This window comes from Streptomyces sp. NPDC055955, assembly GCF_042270245.1.
In the GTDB taxonomy this organism is placed as follows: Bacteria; Actinomycetota; Actinomycetes; order Streptomycetales; family Streptomycetaceae; genus Streptomyces.
Genome location: NZ_JBHJYS010000005.1, coordinates 443,521 through 462,515, shown reverse-complemented (window position 1 = coordinate 462,515; position 18,995 = coordinate 443,521). Strand labels below are relative to the sequence as shown.

The 18,995-nt window shown below is 68.7% G+C and carries 18 protein-coding genes; 14 read left to right on the top strand and 4 right to left on the bottom strand.

Annotated features, from left to right (window positions below; genetic code table 11):
- The first annotated feature begins 184 nt into the window (after window positions 1–184).
- The gene (locus tag ACFC96_RS13310) at window positions 185–463 is read left to right on the top strand and encodes a hypothetical protein (protein ID WP_376612173.1); all 279 of its coding nucleotides are present in this window, start codon (window positions 185–187) and stop codon (window positions 461–463) included.
- Window positions 460–846, top strand: a complete 387-nt coding sequence (locus tag ACFC96_RS13305) for a hypothetical protein (RefSeq protein WP_376612171.1) — start codon at window positions 460–462, stop codon at window positions 844–846. Before ACFC96_RS13310 ends, ACFC96_RS13305 begins: the two co-directional genes overlap by 4 nt.
- Before the next feature lie 428 nt (window positions 847–1,274).
- Here ACFC96_RS13305 and ACFC96_RS13300 read toward each other — a convergent pair whose 3' ends face one another.
- The 3 genes from ACFC96_RS13300 to ACFC96_RS13290 form a co-directional block, all read right to left on the bottom strand.
- Window positions 1,275–1,916, bottom strand: coding sequence for a DUF3887 domain-containing protein (locus tag ACFC96_RS13300; RefSeq protein WP_376612169.1), 642 nt, complete (start codon window positions 1,914–1,916; stop codon window positions 1,275–1,277).
- A 408-nt stretch (window positions 1,917–2,324) separates the two neighbouring features.
- Window positions 2,325–2,615, bottom strand: a complete 291-nt coding sequence (locus ACFC96_RS13295) for an STAS domain-containing protein (protein ID WP_376612306.1) — start codon at window positions 2,613–2,615, stop codon at window positions 2,325–2,327.
- 126 nt (window positions 2,616–2,741) lie between these two features.
- Window positions 2,742–3,605, bottom strand: a complete 864-nt coding sequence (locus ACFC96_RS13290) for an MFS transporter (RefSeq protein ID WP_376612167.1) — start codon at window positions 3,603–3,605, stop codon at window positions 2,742–2,744.
- Window positions 3,606–4,381: 776 nt separating this feature from the next.
- Here ACFC96_RS13290 and ACFC96_RS13285 point away from each other — a divergent pair.
- The 12 genes from ACFC96_RS13285 to ACFC96_RS13230 all read left to right on the top strand — a co-directional run bounded on the left by ACFC96_RS13285 (window position 4,382) and on the right by ACFC96_RS13230 (window position 16,593).
- Complete coding sequence (locus tag ACFC96_RS13285; RefSeq protein WP_376612165.1) at window positions 4,382–5,656, top strand: MFS transporter; 1,275 nt, start codon at window positions 4,382–4,384, stop codon at window positions 5,654–5,656.
- A 3-nt stretch (window positions 5,657–5,659) separates the two neighbouring features.
- Window positions 5,660–8,056, top strand: coding sequence for a glycoside hydrolase family 3 C-terminal domain-containing protein (locus ACFC96_RS13280; RefSeq protein WP_376612163.1), 2,397 nt, complete (start codon window positions 5,660–5,662; stop codon window positions 8,054–8,056).
- Between the two features lie 15 nt (window positions 8,057–8,071).
- Complete coding sequence (locus tag ACFC96_RS13275) at window positions 8,072–8,710, top strand: TetR/AcrR family transcriptional regulator (RefSeq protein WP_376612161.1); 639 nt, start codon at window positions 8,072–8,074, stop codon at window positions 8,708–8,710.
- A 39-nt stretch (window positions 8,711–8,749) separates the two neighbouring features.
- The gene (locus ACFC96_RS13270; protein ID WP_376612304.1) at window positions 8,750–9,505 is read left to right on the top strand and encodes an IclR family transcriptional regulator; all 756 of its coding nucleotides are present in this window, start codon (window positions 8,750–8,752) and stop codon (window positions 9,503–9,505) included.
- A 139-nt stretch (window positions 9,506–9,644) separates the two neighbouring features.
- Window positions 9,645–10,997: an MFS transporter gene (locus tag ACFC96_RS13265; RefSeq protein ID WP_376612159.1), complete on the top strand. Its 1,353-nt coding sequence runs from the start codon at window positions 9,645–9,647 to the stop codon at window positions 10,995–10,997.
- 54 nt (window positions 10,998–11,051) lie between these two features.
- Window positions 11,052–11,522 (top strand): nuclear transport factor 2 family protein, encoded by a 471-nt coding sequence (locus ACFC96_RS13260; protein ID WP_376612157.1) that lies wholly within the window; start codon window positions 11,052–11,054, stop codon window positions 11,520–11,522.
- A complete protein-coding gene (locus tag ACFC96_RS13255) occupies window positions 11,519–11,830 on the top strand; it encodes a hypothetical protein (RefSeq protein WP_376612155.1) in 312 nt (103 codons plus the stop codon). Before ACFC96_RS13260 ends, ACFC96_RS13255 begins: the two co-directional genes overlap by 4 nt.
- Entirely contained in the window at window positions 11,827–13,098 is a 1,272-nt protein-coding gene (locus ACFC96_RS13250) for a Rieske 2Fe-2S domain-containing protein (protein ID WP_376612153.1), read from the top strand. The genes ACFC96_RS13255 and ACFC96_RS13250 overlap by 4 nt, the downstream gene beginning before the upstream one ends.
- Window positions 13,088–13,594: an aromatic-ring-hydroxylating dioxygenase subunit beta gene (locus ACFC96_RS13245; RefSeq protein WP_376612151.1), complete on the top strand. Its 507-nt coding sequence runs from the start codon at window positions 13,088–13,090 to the stop codon at window positions 13,592–13,594. Before ACFC96_RS13250 ends, ACFC96_RS13245 begins: the two co-directional genes overlap by 11 nt.
- A gap of 11 nt (window positions 13,595–13,605) precedes the next feature.
- Window positions 13,606–14,553, top strand: a complete 948-nt coding sequence (locus ACFC96_RS13240; RefSeq protein WP_376612150.1) for a PDR/VanB family oxidoreductase — start codon at window positions 13,606–13,608, stop codon at window positions 14,551–14,553.
- A 26-nt stretch (window positions 14,554–14,579) separates the two neighbouring features.
- Window positions 14,580–15,878 (top strand): amidase, encoded by a 1,299-nt coding sequence (locus tag ACFC96_RS13235; protein WP_376612148.1) that lies wholly within the window; start codon window positions 14,580–14,582, stop codon window positions 15,876–15,878.
- A 25-nt stretch (window positions 15,879–15,903) separates the two neighbouring features.
- Window positions 15,904–16,593 carry a Rieske 2Fe-2S domain-containing protein gene (locus ACFC96_RS13230; RefSeq protein WP_376612146.1) on the top strand — a complete coding sequence of 230 codons (690 nt, stop codon included), beginning with the start codon at window positions 15,904–15,906 and terminating at the stop codon, window positions 16,591–16,593.
- Window positions 16,594–17,875: 1,282 nt separating this feature from the next.
- On the opposite strand, the gene ACFC96_RS13225 is transcribed toward ACFC96_RS13230, so the two are convergent.
- A complete protein-coding gene (locus tag ACFC96_RS13225; RefSeq protein ID WP_376612303.1) occupies window positions 17,876–18,808 on the bottom strand; it encodes a sugar-binding transcriptional regulator in 933 nt (310 codons plus the stop codon).
- Window positions 18,809–18,995: the final 187 nt, after the last annotated feature.

Below are 18,995 nucleotides of genomic sequence, written 5' to 3'. Positions count from 1 at the left end.
CCGACCCTCTCGTACCCGATTCCGTGGGTCCGCAGTCACTGAGCGACACGTCGTGGCATTCCGTCGCTCGCCCAGCCTCGGTACGTACCGCGGCCGCGGGAGCGTCAAAGCCGTCGCGGGCGACCGTTGAGACGGGACACGTGTTCTCCTGACACGTGACTCTACCGACGGTAGAGTCGGGTGTATGAGTGAGGCGAAGGCGACGACCAGCATCAAGACCACAGAAGCCGTCCGGGACCGGCTCAAGGTCCTGGCGGACGAGCGTCACATGACCCTGACCGCGCTGCTGGCGGAGCTCGCCGAGCGGGAGCCGACCGAGGCCGAGCGTGAGCAGCGGGCCCAGGACGCGGCCCGCGAGCTGGGCGTCGAGTACACCCCGAAGGTGAAGGCGACCGGGGCCTCGGCCTGGGAGAAGATCCGCGCCCACCGGGCGGCCGGCCACAGCAGCGGCCGCGCCGCGTGAGCGATCACAGCGAGACCGCTGTCCTGGACCACACCGCGCTCGTCGCCCTGTACGACGCGGACGAGTTCTTCACCGGCCTCTACATCGAGGCCAGCCACCAGCGCGGACACATCGTGGTGCCGGCCGCGTGCGTGTGGGCCGCCGAGGTGGCCAGCCCGGGCGCCGGCATCCACGCCTCCCGGCTGCGCCATGTCGAGCATCTGCCGCTGACCACGGAGCACGCGCTGCAGGCCGCCGCCTGGCCGCGTACCAACCTTGCCGCCGCGCACCCGGCGGCAATTGCCTGGGAGGCCGGACTCGCCGGGACCCCGGTCACCGTGCTGTCCCTGCAGCCGGAGCTGTACGCGGACACCGGCATCACGCCCCTCGACCCCAGCGAATAGCGCAGGAGCCCTCACCAGCCCGAACCGGGTCACGCTGGACCACAGGGCCCTCATGCCCTATAAGCGTCCACCGCCACCGCTGGGGGTGCACCTCGGCCAAGCGGATCACCGCGACCTGATCAGGCCGGTCAGCCGTCGTCTGGGGCAGAGGCTCGCCTGTCAGTCTCACGCGTCCTGCGCAGGCCGCGTGAGACTCCGCAAGAAGCGCCAGGCTTGAGCGGCAGCGAACTACCCCCGGACAGCACGGTGGCGGCGACCGCGAGGCCGAGGCCGGTCGCGATCAGCAGGGCGGCCCACGGCGAGCGGGGCGAGAGAAGCCACTGCCATGAGGACGACGGACAGGCGCGCCGCCCTCGGCCTGCGCCTGCCGGACGGCGCATCGGGGCAGGCCACGTCGTCGTCCTGCGGTTTTTTCGTGCCGTGCATGGTCATTCCGTCTCTGCCGGCAGGACGAAGAAGCCTGCGACTTGTCCGTCGGCGTTGAGGGCGACCCGGCGCACCAGGTCGCCGCGCTCGTGGGCCACGGGGATGTCGACCACGGTGTAGCCGGAGATGGTGCGCACGGTGGGCGTGCCCAGCTCCAGGAATGGGCCGAATTCGCGGTCTGACTTTTGCCAGATCCCGCGCAGCATGTCGGCTGGGGCCGCCTGCGCCATCCGCGTGTCGAAGCTGGAGCGCATCTCGTCCCATCGCTGGTGCACGAAGTGCTCAAGCACCCGCATCGCCGCTTCGGCCGCGCCGGGCAGCTCTTGGGTGCCCTGCGAAGTGTCCGCGGTTCCGCCGAATCGCTGGAACGCGGCCTGGCGCGTGACGTGCAGCACGTCGCCGATGGCGGCCCAGCTGAGGCCGCGGCTGCGGGCCTGTCGCACCAGGGCGCGCTGGATGTCGTCGACGACGGCGATGAGGCCGCGGGAGGCGGCGAGCGCGGTGAGCGCCGGATCGCCGCCGGTCTCCCGGCTGCCCAGGAGCACGTCGGCGAGCAGCGTCGTGTTGGCCTTCAAGGTCAGCCCCATGACCTCCCGGTCTGCCGCGTCGGCAGCAAGACAGGGGCGGGGTTCGTCCTCACTCATGCATGTAAAGGTGCCTTGACGCCCGACTGCATGTCAAGAATCCTTGACGCGCCCCTTCGTCGGACGACGCGAGACCTGCCCCTTGGAGCGGGCGGCTCAGCTCTACCGCCCGCTCGCGACCGGGGTGTTCGGGCTCGCCTGTGTCGTCTCCGCCGCGGTGCACCGCCCATTTGGTCCGTGCCCTCGCCGGCCGTGACGAACGGGTGCACGCGGCCCTGGCGCACCGCGTGCGGCATCAATTGCGCTCCCGCACACCAAGGCAGATTGCGCCTGGGGCCCACCTGCCCGGGCCGGGTGTGCCGCGCAGGAGGCGGGGCCAGGAAGCCTCGACGGTCGCCTTCGCGAAGAGCGGCACCTTGGCGTCGCCTCGGCGTGCGAGGATCTTCCCCCACCAGTCCCGTCTGACAGTCAGTTCGTCATCTCGGACTGTAAGTGGGGCCATGGCTGGAGCACCTCCTCTTCGCGGTCCTGCACCGTAGCGGTGGCCTGGGCGACGGTGTCGAAGACAGGCATCACGTCGCTCAGCTCCGTGATCTGCAGGAGGCGCCGGATGCGCCGCTGCGGGCATACCAGGCGAAGCTGGCCCTGACGGTCCTTGGCCGCGTGGTGCGCGGCAACCAGGACACTCAGGCCGCTCGCGTCGCAGAAGTCCAGGGCGGACATGTCCAGAACGACCCGTGCCGGGGTGTGCGCGGCAATGACTCTTCGAGGTGGTCGCCCAGCTGGTTCCTGGTAGCGACGTCGAGTTCACCGCTCACCTCGACGACCGTCCACCCCTTGTGGCGATGGGACGACACCCTCAGCCAGTCCATCGATCTCACCTCCTCAGCCTGTGGCGGGAATGCCCGGTCGCGGGCGGCTGAGGGCCCGCGGGGCGACGGCAGAGGATGGCCTCCGCTCATGCGGCGGCCATCCTGCACGCGGCTTGACCCGGCCCAGCCCGCAGGTGTCACGGCGCCCTTGTGGGTCGTCCCGTCGGCGAGCCGATCGAGTCTGCGGTGGACTTGGAAACGGGCACTGTGCCGACATGCCTATAAATCCCATGTAGCTCTTTTTGTGATTGAAAGCAATACGCCCTGAGCAGGGGGTTTGGCGTCGAATGCGTGAGGGTCGGGGGTGTACCCGGCCATGGCGCACGCGTCCTCGCCGTCCTGTCGTGGCGTAGCCATCGTCCTCGACCCGGGCGCCCGCGCTCGTCGCCTGCTGGCATGTCTCGTGTTCGCGGCGCGGTCTGCGATTTCCCGTGCCGGCGCGCTTTTGGCTAGCGGTCGCCGATGCGCCGACGATCACGGGTGCAAGCAGTGGGACAAGTCCTCCACCGAGTACGCCAGTGAGGTTGTAGGAACGACCGGTGGCGGTGTAGCGGTAGCGGGTTCGGAACTGTTCCGGCAGGAATGCTCCGACAGGTCCGTAGGCGAGACCGGCAATGATTGTTGTCCCCGTGACGCCTGATGCATAGCCGAAGAGTGAGCCGGTATTGACGATGGGAAAGAGCAGGAGTACCCAGACGATGCCAGCGAGGTGGGTGCCACCGATCATTCTTTTCCGCCCGACCCGATGGGACAAGATGGCACTGATGGCTGTGGTGGCGGCGTAGAAGGCCCCGGCGATCAGACCAACGAGAAGGACCTGGTTGCGGGAGAAGCCGAGCGTTTCGGTGCCGTAGCCGGCGAGATATGAGCTCGCCAAGTAGAACAGGGAGAGCGTGGTCAGGGCGACGCCGGCTCCCTTCGTGATTTGTAGCGGCTGCTACTCCTGTCGTCTCGACTTGTGTTGTCACAGGTCGGAGGCCGTTCTCTCGTGATCGAGAGGGCGGCCTCTTGTGTGTCCCGGGACGTGGTGGTCGCGGTGTGGTCGCACGCCCGGGGCGGGGCTGGTTGGCGGCGGCGCTGAAGGCTGGCGGGGCGGGGGAGCGGAGCCGACGGAAGACTCCACCGAGGCGGTGGATGCGGTCGCGTAGTGGTCGCAGCCATGTCGGCTGGGACTGGCGGACGCTGGTTTGTTCGGCCCTGGTGGGGGTGCGGTGGATGGTATCGACGGCTTCGCGGGCGGCCTGCTGTGTGAGGTGGCTGTAGAGGTTCGCAGTGGTCGACAGGGTGGAGTGCCGCAGGGTCTTGGAGACCACGCTGAGCGGGATGCCTGCGGTGATGGTGGCGGCCAGGGACCAGCATGGTGTTTTCGAGCGGTACACCGAAAAAGAGTGGCCGCGTCTGAGTTTTCGGCCCGGACAGCGGACCAATGCGGTTGGTTTCCGTTCACGCGACGGCCACACTCCGGTCCACGCCGAGCGCACTGGCAGGCCGCGTAGGCGCCCTCCGGCGCACGTCACAGAGCATTTCCCATTCACAACGCAACCGCTACAGGGACATCACGTTCCGATATACAGACCGAGTACTCGGTCGGTTGCGTGTTCTCATATCCCGTCACTTCGCCCACGCATCCCTCGTGGGCCTGAAGGAGGATCCATGGCCACGACCGGCGCAGCAGTGCCTCTCGTCGATGCCGTCGTCTCCCCGCCGACCGAAAAGGCGCCACCCAGGGTGGTAGGGACGATGGCACTGGCTCAGCTCGGCCTCTCCCTTGCGCTGATCACTCCCGTCACGGCCAGCTTGACGCTCAAGGTCCAGTCGGTCGTCGGCGAGGACAACGTGGTCGCCGTGTTCGGAACGGTCAGCAGCATCGGTGCCGTCGCGGCGCTGGTCGCCAATCCCGTCTTCGGCCGGATCAGCGACCGCACGACCGGGCGCTTCGGCCGCCGCCGTCCCTGGCTTCTCCTGGGCGTCGTCGGGCTCGCCGTGAGCGAGCTTGTCCTCGCTCTCGTGCCCAACGTCATCGGGATCGCGATCGCCTGGTTCGCGGCGCAGGCCTTCGCCAATGCCGCGCAGGCGGCTCTGCTGGCGTCGGTCGCCGACCAGATACCGACGGCTCAGCGCGGCCGGGTCAGCGGCCTGATCGGCCTCATGCAGCAGGGCAGCAAGCTCGGTGCGGCCTACGTCGCCCAGTGGCTCATCGGGAGCCTGCTGTTGATGTTCGTGGTGCCCGCCCTGATCGGGGTGCTGTTCTTGGTGCCGTTCCTACTGCTGCTGCCGGACAAGCAGCTCGCCGAGCGCCCGCCGAGCGAAGGGCTGCGCGCGGTCCTCAAGACGTTCTGGCTCTCCCCCCGCAAGCACCCCGACTTCGCCTGGGCCTGGGGCTCACGGTTCCTGATCACCATGTCGCTGTACCTGTTCATGACATACCGGCTGCTCTACATAGAGTACGAACTGGGGCTGTCGGTCGAGCGTGCGGTCGCGGTACTTGCCACCGCGGTCACCGTGTACACGATCACGCTCGCACTGGCCGGGCAGGCGGCCGGGTGGCTGTCGGACAAGGTGGGCCGCCGCAAACCGTTCGTCATCGCCTCGGCTCTGGTCTTCGGACTCGGCATGGCGATGCTCGTGCAGGCGGACACCGTCACCGGCTTCTACGTTGCCGAGGTGGTACTCGGACTCGGCTTCGGCATCTACATCGGGGTCGACCTGGCGCTGGTGATGGACGTCCTGCCCGGGTTCAACGACTCAGCGAAGAACCTGGGCGTGCTCAACATGGCCCAGGTTGTACCGCAGAGCCTTGCTCCGGCGGTCGGTGCCGTGTTGGTCGGAATCGGCGGCGGGCACAACTACGACCTTCTGCTGGGGACCGCGGCCGCCGTCGCTGTGGTGGGCGCAGCCATGATCTTCCCGATCAGGAAGGTGCGTTAGACCATGTCAGACCTGGAAGTCCGCATCGACAAGGCGATCGGCGCCCTGGACCTCGAAGCCAAGGTCCGCCTGCTGACCGGCGCCACCAGCTTCACCCTCCACCCAGAGCCGTCGGTCGGCCTCGCCGAAGTTGTGTTCTCCGACGGCCCGACCGGCGTGCGCGGCGCCCTTTTTACCGGCGGGCGCATCGCCTGCCAGCTGCCCAACGCGACCCTCTTGGCTCAGCACTGGGACACCGCAGTCGCGGCGGAGGTGGGCGCGCTGCTTGCCGAGGAGGCGGCCGCCCAGCACGTCCACGTCGTGCTCGGCCCGACGGTCAACCTGCATCGCACCGCGCTGAACGGGCGCCTGTTCGAGGAGTTCAGTGAGGATCCGCTGCTCACCGGCGCCCTGGCGACGGCGTACATCAACGCCCTGCAGGAACACGGCACCGCGGCGACGCTGAAGCACTTCGTGGCCAACGAAGCGGAGACCGACCGGAAGACCGTCAACTCCCTGCTGGACGAGCGGACTCTGCGCGAGGTGTACCTCCTGCCGTTCGAGATGGCGGTGGCCGACGCCAACCCCTGGGCGGTCATGGCCGCGTACAACCGGGTCAACGGCACACCCGCCACCGAGCACACCGAGCTGATCGAGGGCGTCCTGAAGGGGGAGTGGGGATACAACGGGCTAGTCATGTCCGACTGGTACGCCGCCACGTCCACCGCGGACAGCGCCAACGCCGGACTGGACCTGATCATGCCGGGCCCCGCGGGGCCGTGGGGCGAGAAACTCGTCGCGGCCGTCCGCCGTGGCGAGGTAGCCGAGTCCACCGTCGACGAGCAGGTGCGCCGACTGCTGCGCTTGGCGGACCGGGTAGGCGCGTTCGGCACGCAGAGGCAGTGGCCGTCCACGGGGCCGGCGCCCGACAGTGCGAGGCGGCGCGCGGTGCTGCGGCGGCTGGCCGCGGGCGGTATGACCGTGCTCGTCAACCGTGCCTCGGCGCTTCCGTTGGCAGCTGGCGGGAAGGTCGCCGTGATCGGGCGGCACGCCTTGGAGACCGTGACGCAGGGCGCCGGTTCGGCGGAGGTCCGGCCGCCGCATGAGATCAGCATCGCGGACGGCATCATGCAGGCGCTCGGCGCGGACCGGGTGACTGTCGTGGACGGGGTCGAGGTCCGCAGGGACCCGCTGACCGCTGCCGAGGGCTTGCTCCGGGACCCGGAAACGGGAGAGTTCGGCATGCGGGTCACGACCCGCGACGCCGACGGCGAGGTGATCGAGTCCCGGCACGTCGGCTGGAGCGAACTCTTCACCCGGGAGAGTCCCTGGGTGCGGCCGGCGGCGACCATCGAGCTGACCGCCGAGGTCGCCCTGGCGGAGCCGCCCCGGATGCAGGTCGGTGTGCGCGGCCGGGGAGAGTGGACGTTCAGCGTGCCAGGGCACTACGAGCGGGTCCGGCTGGAGCGCGTGGACGACGCGGGGGAGGTGCTGCGGCTGCCGTACCGTACCGTCACCCTCGACCTGGAACCGGGCGCGCGGATCACCGCGGTCACGACCGCCGAACCGGGCGACCGGATCATCGGCCTGGCCGCCCGGGTGGCCCCGAAGCCGCCGGCGGCGGCGATCGGCGCGGCCGTCCGGGCGGCCCGCGAAGCCGATGTCGCGGTGGTCGTCGTCGGGCTCACCCCGGAGCAGGAGACCGAAGAGGTCGACAAGATCACCCTCGCGCTGCCCGGCGAACAGGATGCCCTGATCGCCGCGGTAGCCGCCGCCGCGAAGCGGACCGTGGTCGTGGTCAACGCGGCCACGCCTGTGCTGATGCCGTGGCTGGAGCGGGTCGACGCCGTGCTGTGGGCGGGGCTGCCCGGTCAGGAGGCGGGAGCGGCGGTGGCGGCGGCCCTGACCGGCGAGGTGGAACCCGCGGGCCGGCTCGTCACCACCTTCCCGGCCCGGGACGGGGACGGCCCGGTCTGGTCGCCGGTGCCCGTGCACGGCGAAGTGTCGTACGGCGAAGGGATCGCTGTCGGCTACCGCGGGTGGCACCGCGAGCGGACTGAGCCGCTCTTCTGGTTCGGACACGGGCTCGGCTACACCGAATGGGCTTACGGCGAGGCCGAGTTGGCCGTCGACGACAGCACGATCCGTTCGGTGCGTGTCACGGTGACCAACACTGGAGCGCGTGCGGGTCGCGAGGTCGTGCAGGTGTACTGGCGGCCGGAGGGGGAGCCCGTACGGCTCGTCGGATGGACCGGCGTCGACCTCGAGCCCGGCCGGACCGCGTCGGTCGACGTGTTGGTGGACGCGCGGGCGCTGCGACGGTGGCATGAGGGCGCCTGGGAGCAACTGCCGCTCACCGGTGAGGTGTTGGTTGCCCGCGGCCTTGGCGACATCCGGATTACGCTGCCCGCGGCCCACTGAAGATCAGGAGTAAGCATGTCCTTCCCCGCTCGGTACCACTCGGCACGGGCTCTGTCCCGGCGTGAGCAGGCCGGCCAGGCGTCGCGTGTGAAGGCTGTGCGGGCGGCGCTGGAGTTGTTCGCCACCGCCGGGTTCAAGGGCACGTCCGTGGCGAAGGTGGCGGAGCGGACCGGGCTGTCGCAGTCCGGTCTGCTGCACCACTTCCCGAGCAAGGCCGTGCTGCTGTCGGCCGTGCTGGAGGAGCGTGATGCCGAGGACGGCGCGTTCCTCACCGGCGAGGACGGGGAGGCGCCGTTGGGCTGGGACGCGTTCGAGGCCCTCGAGGCGCTGGTCGCGCGCAATTCGACCCGGCCGCACCTCGTGGGTCTCTACGTCCGGCTCTCCGCGGAGGCGATGGAGCAGAGCCACCCCGCCCACAACTGGCTCAAGGAGCGCTATACCGGGATGACGCAGTGGCTGACCGATGCCATTCGCATCGGCCAGGTGCGCGGCGAGATCCGGGCCGACGCCCCCGCCTCGGTCCTCGTGCACAACACGATCGCGCTGGTGGACGGGTTGCAGCAGCAGTGGCTGCTGCAACCGGAGCGGGTTTCCATGGTCAAGGAGTTCGGTGCCTACGCGACTGACCTGCGCGCCCGCTGGGGCACCGCGTAGACGTGCGCGCCGCGAGAGTGCCGGGAGAGAGGGAGCGTGATGAAGGCCGAGCCGGACGGTGACTCTCTGCTGCGCAAGGTGCGGCTGATCCTGGGTGTCTTCGACACCGGCGCGCCGGTGCTCGGTCTGTCGGAGCTGGCGCGGCGGACCGGGCTTGCGAAGACCACGGTCCACCGTGTGGCCACCGAGATGGTGGACGTCGGCCTGCTGAACCGGCACGGTCGCCGCTACGAACTGGGTTCGCTGCTCTTCGAGTTGGGCCAGCGTGTGCCGCGGACCAGGGCTTTGCGCCTGATCGCGGCCCGGTACCTCGAGGACCTGGCGCTCACCACCCGGGAGACCGTGGTGCTGGCGTTTCCCGGGGATCAGGAGGTCCTCTTTCTGGAGAAGTACTTCAGCCAGCGTGGCGGCGGCGTGGCCGTCACGCAGGTCGAGGGCAGGGTGCCGTTCCACTGCGGCGCCTCGGGCAAGGCCTTGCTGGCCTTCGGCGACCCCGCGATCCGCGGGCGGGTCCTGGCCGCCCCGCTGCGCCGCCGGACCCAGTGGACGATCACGGAGCCGGCCCGGCTGGCGGCCGAATTGGAGCAGGTGCGCCGGCAGGGCTATGCCGTCGACCGCCAGGAACTCGTCGTTGGCTACGGGGCGGTCGGCGCCCCCGTGTTCTCCGCGGGCATTGCCGTGGCCACGCTGACCGTCACCGGGCCGATCGGTCGGTTGGACGTGCCGCGGCTCGCTCCTGTGGTCACGGCGGCCGGTCGTGCGTTGACGCGGGATTTCGAGTCGGTAAACGACTGAGCATCGCCAACTTTTCGGTCCGGTGACCGGGCCAATGGCATTTCGTCCGACAACGCCGTCGCGAACAATCCGTGAACAACAATCCCGGACAGCCGAATCCCGGCTGTGCATCCGCAAGCGGTCAATTGGGAGGGCGAGCATGGCAGGAACGAACCGTGCCCACAGCGCGGTGCGCCGGGCGGCGACGGCGAGCCTGGTGGGCAGCGCGCTGGAGTGGTACGACTTCTTCCTCTACGGCACGGCGGCCGCGCTTGTCTTCAACACCCTGTTCTTCCCCAACGTCGACCCGCTGGTCGGCACGATCGCTGCCTTCGGGACCAACGCGGCGGGCTTTTTGGCACGACCGCTCGGCGGTGTCGTCTTCGGGCACTTCGGCGACCGGGTCGGCCGCAAGTCGGTCCTGGTGATCACCCTGATGATCATGGGTGTGGCGACCTTCCTGATCGGTGTCCTGCCCACGTACGGCACCATCGGAGTGTGGGCGCCGGTGCTGCTGCTGACGCTGCGGGTCGTGCAGGGCATAGCCGCCGGCGGCGAGTGGGGCGGCGGTGTTCTGATCGTCAGTGAACAGGCGCCGGAGCACCGCCGCGGTTACTACTCGGCCTGGAGCCAGACGGGCGTGGGGCTCGGCTTCGTGCTCTCCGCCGCGACGTACTGGCTGGTCCAGGCGACCACCAGCGACGAGGCCTTCCACGCCTGGGGCTGGCGGATCCCCTTCCTGGCCGGCATCCTGCTGACCGCCGTGGGACTGCTGATCCGGCTGCGGGTCATGGAGACTGCGGCGCACAAACAGGCCGCATCGAATGCGTCCCCGGCGGCGGGGAAGACCAAGCTGCCAGCGATCGAGGTCCTGCGCACCCAGCCCAAGGCGGTGCTGATCACCTTCGGCGCACGCATTGCCGAGAACGGCGCGACCTACCTCTTCCTCACCTTCAGCCTCTCCTACGCGGCAAAGATCGGCGTGGACGGCGACCTGGCACTGATCGCCGTTGTCACGGGCATGTTCTTCGAGTCGTTCGCGATGCCGCTCTGGGGAGCGCTCTCCGACCGCGTTGGACGACGCCCGGTCTATCTGGGCGGGGCGATCGCGGTCATCGCCTGGGCGTTCCCGTTCTTCTGGCTGTTCAACACCCGCAACCCCGTACTGATCTTCGTCGCGGTCTTCGTCGCGGTCGTGATCTGCCACGGCGCGATGATCGGCACCCAGCCGGCGTTCATCACCGAACTCTTCAACGACAGCCGGGTGCGCTACAGCGGCGTCGCCCTCGGACACGAGGTCGCCTCCGTGGTCGCCGGCGGCTTCTCACCCATCATCGCCACCGCGCTGTTCGCCTGGGCGGGCGCTTCCTGGCCAGTAGCCCTGCTCCTCATCGGCATGGGCGGGATCACGGTCGTCTCCGTGGCACTGGCTCCCGAGACCCGCACGAAGTCCGTCGACGCAGGCGGGATCCGGCAGGAGGACGAGACGCCCGCCGGCGTGCCCGCGATCTGACCGACACCCCTACCCCCCACATCACACAATCCGTAGAAAGGAGGCTGGTCACGCATGCCCTCCACCGGCACCGATTCACGATCACCCGAACGTCTGGCACACCAAGTGTTGACCCGCTACCTGGAACTCTGCGACGTCCCCCGGCCATCCCACGCGTCCGGCAGCCTGGCGGAGCTCTTCACCCCGGACGCCGTATGGGAGGGCGTCGGACCGCTCTACGCAGCGAAGTTCGGCCGCACGACCGGGCCGGCGGCGATCGAGGCGATGCTCTCGGCCCACCTGCCTCCCCATGGGCACTTCCGGGCGAACGTCCATCTGCTCCACCCCGGAACGACGTACGTCGACGACGACGAGGTCCGCGGGCGGTGGCTGATGCAGCAGCTGTCCCGGTACGACTCAGGCGCGGCCGAAGTCGTGGTAGCAAGGCTGGAGTTGACCTTCCGTAGCGAAGGAGCCGACGTCCTCATCTCGCGCTTTCGCACGGAGCGGGTCTTCGGAGCGGACCTGGGGGCCGCAGCAGCATGACAGCACCTGCCCCAGACGGCCGCACCATGCACCTCACCTGCTACCGGGACATCCGCCGCTACGGCTGGCTCCACGTCGACCTGTTCCTGCACGACCGCGACGGCAGAGAACTGAACTGGGTCCACTGGGGAGCCGCCGAAGAGGGCCCAGACGGCGCCGACGCCGCCTGCGCGGCCGTCGAACCCGCCCTGCGCAGAACCACCGAGTGGCAGCACGGCATCCGCGCCGACGGCAGCGACTACTGGACCGCCGGCGCCGCATGGGACGAAACCGCACAACCCCACACCTCACAGGAAACGAATCAATGAACACACCCACCGCAACCACCGACATGGCCAGCCTGGTGCAGCCCGACCGCGTGGACATCTCCCTCTACACCGACCCCGACCTGTTCGAGCTGGAGATGGACCGCATCTTCAACCGCACCTGGGTGTGGGTGGCGCACGAGAGCGAGATCCCGAAAGCCGGGGACTTCCGGACCGCGATGGTCGGACGGCAGCCGGTGATCGTCACCCGCGACCGCAAGGGCGGCATCAACGTCCTGCTCAACCGCTGCCGCCACCGCGGCGCAAGCCTGTGCGAGACACCCCGCGGCAACGCCAATGGCTTCACCTGCCCGTACCACGCGTGGTCGTACGCCCTCGACGGCAAGCTGCGCGGCATTCCCTACCCGGACGGCTACGAGGACGTCCTGGAGAAGAAGGACCTCCCTTTGCACCGCCTGAAGGTGGACACGTACGCGGGGATGGTCTTCGCCAGCTTCAACCCGGACGTCGAACCGCTGGGGGACTTCCTCGGGCCAGCCCGGCACTGGATGGACCTGTTCATGAAGCAGGGCGCCGGATACCCGATCAAGGTGCAGGGCGAGCACAAGTTCCGTTTCAACGGCAACTGGAAGATCCAACTGGAGAACACCACCGACGGCTACCACTTCCCGATCGTGCACCGCTCCTGGATGTCCTCCGTGGACGCGGAGACCGCGGAGATGCTGTCCTTCATGACCGATGAGAAGGCAGTCACACACTCACTCGGCAACGGACACAGCGTCATGATCATGGTGCCCGAACACGTCGACCTCGACGAAGACGACGGCACCGAACCGCTCCAGGAACGCTTCGGCCCCATCGTCGAGGAACTCTCGCGGGACTTCGAACCGGCCCAGGTACGGCGCATCGTGCGCTCGATGCACGGCGCCGGATTCAACCTCAACCTGTTCCCGAACGTGGCGATGTCCATGTCCTTCCTCCGGGTGCTGCGCCCGATCTCCGCGACCGAGACCGAGATCCGGCACCTCGCCCTCGGCCTCGACGGCGGCCCGGACATCGTCAACCGCGAACGCCTTCGGATCCACGAGCACTTCCAAGGCCCGTTCGGCTTCGGCACCACCGACGACTCCGAGGCCTGGGACCGCGTACAACGCGGCGCGGCGGCTGGACCCGGGCTGCCGATCATGGTCAACCGCGGACTCGGCCGGGAGCAGGACGAACAGAAGGGACGGGTCTCGCACGCCACCGACGAAACCGGGATGCGCGAGGCGTACGCGATGTGGAAGGCGATGATGACCGATGTCCGTTGAGACGACCGAAACCACGCACCTGAACGACGCCCGGATCGCTCCGGCACTCGAACTGGTCTGGCGCGAGGCGCACTTGCTGGATGGCAAGCAGTACGAGGAATGGGACCGGCTCTGGGCACCCGGCGGCCTGTACGTGATCCCCATCGACCCGGACACAGAGGACTTCGCGTCCGCCCTGAACATGGTCTACGACGACGACCGCATGCGCAGGATGCGCATCGAACGCCTGACGTCCGGCTACTCGATCTCGGCGACAGCCGCCGCACGCACCGTACGGACGCTGTCCCGGTTCGTGGTCCAGCACTGCGACGGAGAGTCCGTCGAGCTCAGCTCGGCGCAGGTCCTGGTCGGTCACCGGCGGGAGGAGACCTTCGTACTCGCCGCGGACGTCACGCACCACATCCGACTGGACGGCGCCCGGCCGCTGATCCAGGAGAAGGTCATCCGGCTGATCAACTCCACGGATGCCGTCAACGCCTCCGGGTTCCTGCTCTAGGGGAGGCGGCGATGATCACAGTCACGGTCAGCGAGACAACGTCCGAAACAAGAGATGTGAGATGCCTGCGGCTGCAGCGCAGCGACGGCCGCCCGTTCGCACCGTACGAAGCGGGCGCGCACGTGGACGTCCTGGGCCCCGGCGGCATCACCCGGCAGTACTCGCTGTGCGGCCCGCCCGACGACACCGCCTCCTACCTGATCGCGGTCAAGCGGGAGGAGGCCTCGCGCGGCGGCTCCGCGGCACTGCACGACCAGGTCGCGGCCGGTGACGAACTCGCCATCAGCGAACCTCGCAACCTCTTCCGCATCGAGCCCGCGGCGGAGAGCCACGTGCTGGTCGCAGCCGGCATCGGGATCACCCCGCTGCTGAGCATGGCCTACCAACTGAGGCGCAGCGGCGTCCGATTCCGTCTCCACTACTTCGCGACCAGCCGCGAGAAGGCGGCGTTCGTGTCCCTGCTGCAGAGCCCGGAGTTCGCCGCCGACGTCGAGTTCCACTTCGGTGTCGACCGCAGCGCACAACCCGAGGTACTGGGGGACGCACTGGCGGACGTGGACCCCGCGACGCACGTCTACACCTGCGGCCCCAAGGAGTTCATGCAACGCGTCGCCGACACAGCACTCCGAACCCTGCCGGAGGACAACGTCCACGTCGAACACTTCCAGCCGCTGGAGCCGACAGTCGAGGCCGGGGACGCGTTCGAGGTGGAACTGGACACCGGTGAGGTCTTCCGCGTCCCGCCCGGACGAAGCATCGTCGAGGTGCTGGCGGACGGCGGCATCGAGGTCGACACGTCCTGCCGCGAGGGCATCTGCGGCACCTGCGTCCTCACCGTGCTCGACGGCGTACCAGAACATCGCGACAACTGCCTGACCCGCAGGGAGAAGGAGGCGGGCGACCAGATCGCCACGTGCGTGTCCCGCGCCCGGACGGCCCGGCTCGTACTCGAGCTGTAGCCCGCCCCACGAGAGGAAACACATCGATGCCGACCCCGAACGGCAACACGACCCTGTCCGCCCTCGTGGCCCGGCTCGCCGCTGGCGAGTCGAGCCCGAGCGACACGGTCACCGGCGCGCTGGAACGCCTCGACCGTACGGAGCCCGAAATACGAGCGTGGGTACGGGTCGACCGGAACGGAGCGCTGCGCGCCGCGCGGCAGCTCGACACCGAGCCGACCGGCGAACTCCTGCGCGGCATTCCGTTCGGGGTCAAGGACATCATCGACGTCCGCGACCTGCCGACCGAGTGCGGATCACCTCTGCGCCAGGGCCGCACGGCCGAGACCGACGCCCCGCTGGTCGACCGGCTCCGGCAGCTGGGCGCGACTCCCCTGGGCAAGACAGTCACCACGGAGTTCGCGTACTTCTCGCCGGGACCCACCAGGAATCCGCACAACCCGGCACACACTCCAGGCGGTTCCTCCAGCGGTTCGGCGGCCGCCGTCGCCGCGGGCGTGGTCCCCCTGGCCCTGGGCAGCCAGACCGCCGGCTCGCTGACCCGTCCGGCCGCGTACTGCGGAGTCGCGGGGTTCGTGGCCCCGGCCGGGGGGTTGCTCGACACCAGGGGATTCGCGGGCCTTTCTCCCAGCCTCGACGCGGTCGGACTGCTCACCCCCTCCGTCGCCGATCTCCGGCTCGTGTACAAGGCGTTGACCGCGGACCGACTCCCGGCGCCACTGCAGCCGCCGACCCGCCCGCGGCTGGCGCTGTGGTCGGGCACCGAACTGACCGAGGTCGCGGAGGACATGCAGGCGGCCGTGATCCGGTCCGCCGAGGACGCTGTGACCCGCGGCGCCGTCCTCGTGGACGTCGACTGGCCCACCCGGACGCCCCGGCTCGTCGACACACACGGCACGGTCATGGCCTACGAGGCCGCTCGCGAACTGGCCGCGGAAGCAGCCCACGCGGACCAGTTGAGCACCCCGCTCAATGAGCTCCTGGCACACGGCCGCGCGATCCCGGCCACGGACTACCGACAGGCCCTGGCCCTTGCCGAGCGGGAGCGCGCCGCGATGCTGTCCCTGCTGACCGACGTCGACGCCGTCCTCGGCCCCGCCGCTCCCGGCCCCGCGCCGGAGGGGCTGGCGGCCACCGGATCACCGGTCCTGAGCCGGCCGTGGCAACTCCTGGGCCTGCCTGCCCTGACCGTACCCGGTCACCGAACAGACCAGGGCTTGCCGCTGGGGCTGCAGCTCATTGGCCACCCGGACCGCCTGGAACAGCTCTTCGTGCTTGGCCACGCCATGGAACAAGCCGCACGCGCCCGGTCCAGATTCAAATAGGTCTCGCCGCAGTGACGTCGGCAACATGTGCCGACACCGCGGTCACAGCATCTGCGCCGAGCCGAAGGGCAACAAACGTCGTCTGACGTGCCCGTACCATGCCTGGACCTACGACCAGCAGGGCAAGCTCGTCGCCGCGCCCTCCCTCGATGACGGTGATTACATCGACTACGCCGAGTGGGGTCTGAAGAAGGTCCACGTTGAGACCTGGCAGGGTTGCATCTTCATCGCGTTGCGTGAACCAACCGAGAAGGCGCTCGCCGCTCGCTTGGATTCGGTGGCGCCGCAGATGCTTCCCCTCGAGATCGAGCACATGAAGCAGGTCGCCCAGTCGACGAAGATCATGAACGCAAACTGGAAGATCCTCGTGGAGAACTACCACGAGTGCTGCCACGGCGCCGGCAACCACCCGGAGCTGAGCGCTGCGATGGACCTCGACGGCATGTACGAGGAGACCGACAACCCTGACCGGTTCACCGAGTTCTACGGTGGTGGCGCCCCCGTGCAGCCAGGGATGGTCTCCCTGACCAAGGACGGACAGCCCGCTTCGCAGCCGCTGCTCGGCGAGTACGGGCGAGGACGCCCCGTCCCCGACGCCTTCAACGCGGGCTTCGAGATCTGGCCGATGCTGACCAAGGGGCTGTTCAGCCCCTGCCTATGGGCGCCCCTCTGGGGTGTTCACGGGCGGGGCCGGGGTGTTGATGGCGATGCTTGAAATCGGCAAGGGTCGCTCTTCTTCACTTCGTTGGATCTCGAAATGTGTGGGGAAGGGTGGGGAGTGACGAGCCTGTCTGGGGTGCTGAGTGGGGTCGGGCTGGTGACCGATGCGAAGGGCCGATGGCCGAAGGGTGACCTGAACTCTGCTGTGGAGGATGCGGCTCTGCTCGTCTTGGAGTGGCTCGGCGAGCAGGGCGTGGACGTCATGATCAGAGTGGATGCTGAGCGGGCTCGAAATTGGCCAGCCTGCGTGGACCTTCGCGGCCAGTGGTGGTCCGTTGCCCCATGGCCTGCGGGTAGACGGCGCCTCCGCCGGTGAGCGTCTGAGCGAAGGGTTGATCCGGCAGCGTGAAGCGGTCTTGACCGTCCCGTTCTGACGCTCGCGGGCTCGGCGGCAGAAGGCCGCCGGCCCTCGCTGATCGGTGACAGGCAGGGCGCTTCGGGAGTGGCCAGCAGGGCGACGATCGTCATCGGCTGATCGCAGTGGGGACAGTTGCGCAGGCCGGTGTCCCGGTCCTTCTCTGAACTACATCCCCTCCTTCGGCAGCCGGTAGCCGGGGTGGCGGACACGTCGAAGGTCCTCTTCGAGCTGCCTTATGCCGGTGTAGGTGTGCTGCCCAGTATTGCGCTTCGCGACCGCGTTGCGGTATGCGCGGGTTTCTGCATCACGCTCTTGCTGGCGAGCGTCTCGATCTTGTTTCTGGCTGCGGCGTCCAGACTCCTGGATTGACGGCCATGCCGACGTGTGGTCTGTTTTCCGAGACGCCAGGGCTCTGAACGGGGTCGTTAAGGAGCTCGTTGAGCCGTTCAGAGACGCCGGATCACGGCAGTCTGTGGCGTTGAGTCCCGGGGGTTCCTTCTCGGTGCCGCTGCTGCGGTGCAACTGGGCGTGGGTTTTATCCCGGTCCGAAAAGGTGACGGATTGTTTCCTGGGAAGACGATCGAGCGTCGCGCAACGCCGGACTACCGGGCGCCAGGAGCGCCGTCTTCGGCTGCAGCGGTCTTTGTTGACTTCGGCCGACAGGGTGCTGTTGGTCGATGACTGGATTGAAACGGGCAGTCAGGCCGCTGCGATGAGGGGCATGGTCTCGGAGTGCGGCAGTGCCTGGGCAGGATGCAGTGTCATCGTGGATCAGCTCGGTGAAGACTACGTCCCGGGCGACATGAAGGTCCTCACCCCCGCGGAGGTCCTCCACGACACCGTCCGCGCCCTGCGTCACCGAACCGGTGCGTACCACTTCGTCAGCACGCACGCGCAGGTTAACCCGGAACGGTTCATTTCAGTCAGCCAGAAGGTCTCGTGCCACTTCCGCATCGGTGATCAGAATGTTGATCCATCCGCCACGCACCGCTCCTCGGATCGCCGTCACCTTGTTCAGCCCGCCCGCGACACCTATGCGCCGTTCCACCGCACGTAGTTGGTTCGGCTCGATGCCGATGATGCGGTTGTTGAACGGAGCGTCGACGGGGTTCCCGTCCTTGTCGAAGTATCTGGCGCAGACGTCTCCGACGGCCCCCAGTTCCTCCAGATGCCGTTGGTCCGCGGGAGTGATGGCGTTACCCGAGCGGCGCAGCAGCGGGGAGGGTTCGAGGGTGCCGATGCCGAGGATGGCCAGTGTGAGGCGGGACCACGCCTGCATGACCTCGGCTATCGCCGGCTCCCTGGACAGTAGTTCGCGTAGTTCCCTGCTACCAACCAGTGCGGCCGACGGGGCGAACACTGGTTGCGCTCCAGTGAGTTCGGCCAGCCGGCTAGTAAGCCTCGTAGCGTGCAGTTGCACTTCCGGGCTGCCCGATCCGCCGAGCATCTGCACGACTTGCTCCGCCGCGGAGGGCGTCTTGGCGCGCATGACCTTGACGGACTCCAGGAGCGTGGCACTCCAGGAGGACACGCCGATGACATCACCCCCCCTGAGTGTGGCGTCGAGGTAGATGGCGGTCGCTGCGGCGAGAGCGGGGGTCACGTCGAGGCCCGCCCCTTCCACCTCCACCACCACGGCATCACGCAGTCCGTACCGTTCCACGAGCGCGTCCTCGAGCTCGGCGTGCACACCCTCGGGGGAAACCACCACCGTGCGAACCACACCGCGATGGACCGCTTCCTTCAGGAGGCGGGAGACCCGTGGCTGGGACATGTTGAGATGCGCAGCAATCTCAGGCTGTCGCATTCCGCGTTCGTGGTACATGCGGGCCACCTTGACCAAGAGCCGCACATGGTCAGGGCTCGGGGTGGTCGTTGCCGACACCGTTCCTCCATCCTCCTCAATTCCGGCGTGGGGGGGGGGGGGGGGGGGCCCCCCCCCCCCCCGCCCCCCCCGCGCCCCCCGCCCGATCCCCCCCGCCGGGGGGGGCGGGGTGGGGGGGCCGCCCCGCGGCGGCCCCCGGGGAGGCGCGCGGCAG